The 4,158-nt window shown below is 68.9% G+C and carries 2 protein-coding genes and 1 pseudogene; all 3 read left to right on the forward strand.

The features are described from left to right. The first annotated feature begins 193 nt into the window (after positions 1–193). The 3 genes and pseudogenes from M2302_RS32920 (at position 194) to M2302_RS32930 (ending at position 4,064) form a co-directional block, all read left to right on the forward strand. Positions 194–1,033, forward strand: a complete 840-nt coding sequence (locus M2302_RS32920) for an alpha/beta hydrolase (protein WP_280841693.1) — start codon at positions 194–196, stop codon at positions 1,031–1,033. A 298-nt stretch (positions 1,034–1,331) separates the two neighbouring features. After that, positions 1,332–2,453 (forward strand): phosphotransferase, encoded by a 1,122-nt coding sequence (locus M2302_RS32925; RefSeq protein ID WP_280841694.1) that lies wholly within the window; start codon positions 1,332–1,334, stop codon positions 2,451–2,453. 84 nt (positions 2,454–2,537) lie between these two features. Beyond that, positions 2,538–4,064 (forward strand): annotated as a pseudogene (locus M2302_RS32930) (IS1634 family transposase). Positions 4,065–4,158: the final 94 nt, after the last annotated feature.

Here is a 4,158-nt window from a genome sequence, read left to right on the forward strand (position 1 = left end):
GGTAACATTCCGAACCCGGAAGCTAAGCCCTCCAGCGCCGATGGTACTGCACTCGGGAGGGTGTGGGAGAGTAGGACACCGCCGGACAACCATTCAATCAGGGCCACCCCTTTCAAGGGGTGGCCCTGATTGGCATATCCACCCCCGGAATCCGTCGCTGTTGGACAGGACTGCCTGCGGATATGATCGCCGCATGGCCACATTCGACACTGCTGACGGCACCCGGCTGGCCTACCACCTGGTCGGCGCGGGCGATCCGCTGATCTGTCTGCCCGGCGGTCCGATGCTGGCCTCGGCGTACCTCGGTGACCTGAGTGGACTGTCCGCGCACCGGTCGTTGGTCCGCCTCGACCTGCGGGGAACCGGGGAGTCCGCCGTGCCGGCGGACCCGGCGACCTACCGGTGCGACCGGCTCGTCAACGACGTCGAAGCGCTGCGCGTGCACCTGGGCCGGGACCGGATCGACCTGCTCGGGCACTCGGCCGGCGGCAGCCTCGCGGTGCTGTACGCCGCCCGCCACCCGGACCGGGTGGCCCGGCTCGCGCTGGTCAACCCGAGCCCCCGACCTGTCGGTCTGGAGATCACCGACCTGGACCGCCGTGAAATAGCCGAGCTGCGCCGCGGAGAGCCCTGGTTCCCGGAGGCGTTCGCCGCCTTCGAGCGGATCTGGTCGGGTGAGCCGACGGCTGAGGACTGGGCGGCGATCACCCCGTTCATGCACGGACGGTGGGATGCCGCCCGGCAGGCCCAGCTGGCCCGGGAGGAGGGCGGCAGGAACCCCGACGCGGCGGCCGGGTACTACGCCGCCGGCGGCCCCGACCCGGATGCCACCAGGTCCGCCCTGACCCGCCTCGATGCGCCGGTCCTCCTCCTCACCGGCGAGTACGACGTGGCGCTCCCCCCGAAGCGCGCCGCCGAGTACGCCGGCCTGTTCCCGCAGGGCGAACTGGCCGTGCAACCGGGCGGCGGACACTACCCCTGGCTCGACGATCCCGAGTGGTTCGTGCAAGCCCTGGCGGGATTCCTGCGCTGACGGATCAGCGAGGGCGAGCAGACCGACTCACCTGACCAGATCCGGCGGTGCGGCTGCCGCACAGAGCGACGTCCCGTCGTGGCGGCCGGCCTCGCCGAGGAGGATGACCAGGCCGAGCCATGCGCTGGTTCCACCCACCGCGAGAGGTTCGGGCGCCGGGGTCAGCGGGGCGCGGGGACCTCCACGGCCAGCGGCTCGAGGTCGGCGCGGACCGCCTTCACCTCCCAGTAGAAGCCGTGCTCGGCCCGACTTGGCTCGCCATTTCTGGGTTCTGGGCCGGCTTGAGGCTGTGACCTGCATGTTTCCGGTTCGCGAGAGCAGAAACTGCGCACTAATCCAGGTCGTTGAGTTACTGGAGCTGCTACAGGTGCGGGTCGGTGATGCCTGCGGCACTGCATCGGGCGAAGTGTGGCAGGGCGGATCGTCACGGAGGTCCGGTGATCGTCCAGCAGACGATCTCGCCTCCGGTGCGTTCGGTGACTATGGCACAGTCCTGAGTGTGCCGTTGGACGAGCTGCCGGACTGGTTGCCGGCTTGGTGTCTTGACCATCTGGGCGGCGAACCCGCCGACGTGCAGTTCCAGTCGCGACAGGTCTCGATGGTGTTCGGTCTGCGGTTGGCCGGTGGCAGGGACGTCGTGGTCAAGGCGCGCGCCGACGACGGCCGGGCCCCGTCGTGTGTCGCGGCGCAGGCCCGGCTGGCCGAGCGCGGGTTTCCGTGCGCACGGCCGCTCACGCCGGTGGTCGGTGTCGGTGCACTGGTCGTGCACGCCGAGGAATTCCGGCCCGGAGGCGAGGTGTTGCACGGGGACTCCCCGGACATTGCTATGCGCTGCGCGGAGGTGTTCGCCCGGCTGATGGCCGAACTTGCCGGTGTGCCCGTCGCGCCGCCGCTGCCGAATCCGCCCTGGGTGCGCTGGGACCACACCGATTCTGGGGTGTGGCCGGCGATCGACTTTCTCGACAGCCGGGACCAGAGTGTCGTGTCCGAGCACATTGTCGAGACGGCTGAGCGGGCCCGGGAGCGGCTGCTGGCCGCCGGCTTGCCGTGCGTGCTCGGCCACGCCGACTTCGAGGCGCAGAACCTGCGGTGGCAGGGTTGGCAGGTGTGGGCGGTGCACGACTGGGACAGCCTGGCGTGGCAGCCGGAGGCGGCGCTTGTGGGAGCGGCGAGCGGGTCGTTCGCCAGTTCCGGGCCGCCCACGCTGGCGCCGATCGAAAGCTCCGAGGCGTTCCTGATGGCTTATCAAAACATTCGACGACGCCTGTTCACGGCCGTGGAGCTGGAGATCGCATGGGCGGCCAGTTTGTGGATGGCTGCGTACAACGCCCGGGAGATGGCACTGTGCGGTGGCACCCCGGCGGGCGCCGATGCGCTGCGGGCGCAGGCAGCCGAACGCCTCCGCCGGGCTAATGCGTAACATCAGCACACAAATTCAGCGGGTTCTATCGTGTCGGTCGTGGCGTACGTGCGGACGGTGAAGACGGCGTCTGGGGCGCGGGCGGTGCAGATCGTGCATTCCCAGCGCCGGGGATCGCGGGACATCGAGCACATCGGGTCCGCGCACACGGACGCGGACGTGGAGCTACTCAAGGCGGTAGCGAGGCAGCGGCTGGCCGCGGGGCAGCAGGAGTTGGATCTGCGCCTGCCGGACAGTCCGGCCAACGGGGGCGACCCGTTGCCGATCACATCTACACGTGCCGGGCGTCTGCTGGACGCGTTGGGGCGCGGGTACGACGCCCTGGGGTTCGCTGCCGCTGCCGAGCAGGACGAGGTGTTCAAGGCGCTGGTGTTGGCCAGGATCATCGAACCGACCAGCAAGCTCGATTCGGTGCGGGTGCTGGACGAGGCCGGCGCGCGGGCGCCGTCGTACGCGACGATCAAGCGGCGGCTGCCGGTGTACGCCACGGGAGGCAAGGCTTCCGCCGCCGGCGGGAAGACCGAGGACGTGCCAGTCGAGGACGACGCTGAGCCGACGTTTGATCCGGACGGCGGTCCGTGGCGGGCGCCTGCGCCGCGCATGTGCGCCTCGGGCCGGCGACGTTGTTGCTCTACGACGTGACGACGCTGTACTTCGAGACCGACGAAGGTGACGGATTCCGCGAGCCCGGCTTCAGTAAAGAGAGGCGCCTGGAACCGCAGATCGTCGTCGGGCTGCTCACCGATAGGGCGGGGTTCCCGCTGATGGCGCACGCGTTCGAGGGCAACCGGGCTGAGACCACCACGATGGTGCCGGTCCTGCGGGCCTTCCTGGACGCACACCACCTGTCCGACATCACGGTGGTGGCCGACGCCGGGATGGTGTCCGAGGCGAACAAACGCGCGATCGAAGCCTCTGGGCTGTCGTTCATCCTCGGCGCCCGCGTCCCCGACGTGCCCTACGTCGTCAAGGTGTGGCGAGACACCCACCCCGACGCCGAGATCCCGGACGGGCACGTGTTCGTCCAGCCATGGCCGGCCGGACCCGGCGACAAGCGCCGTGACCACACGATCTTCTAGCAGTATCGGGCTGACCGTGCCCGGCGCACGCTGCGCGGCATCGACCAGCAGATCGCCAACGCCGAGAACGCTGTCGCGGGCAAGACGCCGGTCAAGCGCAACCGGTACCTGCTGACTGGGGCGGTCAAGAGCGTGAGCCGGACGTTGGAAGCCCGTAACCGTGCCTTGGCCGGGATCAAGGGCTACATCACCAACCTGCCCAACCCCGAGCCCGAGCAGGTGATCGGCGACTACAGCCGGCTACTGCAGGTCGAAAAGCCCTTTTCGAATGTCCAAAAGCGACCTTGCCGCCCGACCGATCTACCATCACACCCGCGAGTCGATCGAAGCGCACCTGACCATCGTGTTCGCCGCCCTGGCCGTATCCCGCTGGATCGAGAACACAACCGGCTGGAGCATCAAACGTTTCGTGACCACCGCACGCCGCTACTGCACCGTCGAGATCCAAGCCGGCGAACACACGATCACCGCCGCCGACCCCATACCCGCCGACCTCCGAGCCGCACTCGACGCCATCCACGGCACGCACTAAGAGGTCCTAACAAAATGATCTCTGGGTCTTTCATCCCTTGTGGAGGGTGATCTACGATGTCGTGCCGTGAGGCGTGGCGAGCAGCCGCCGTGGA

The organism is Micromonospora sp. A200, assembly GCF_029893845.1.
GTDB lineage: Bacteria > Actinomycetota > Actinomycetes > Mycobacteriales > Micromonosporaceae > Micromonospora > Micromonospora purpureochromogenes.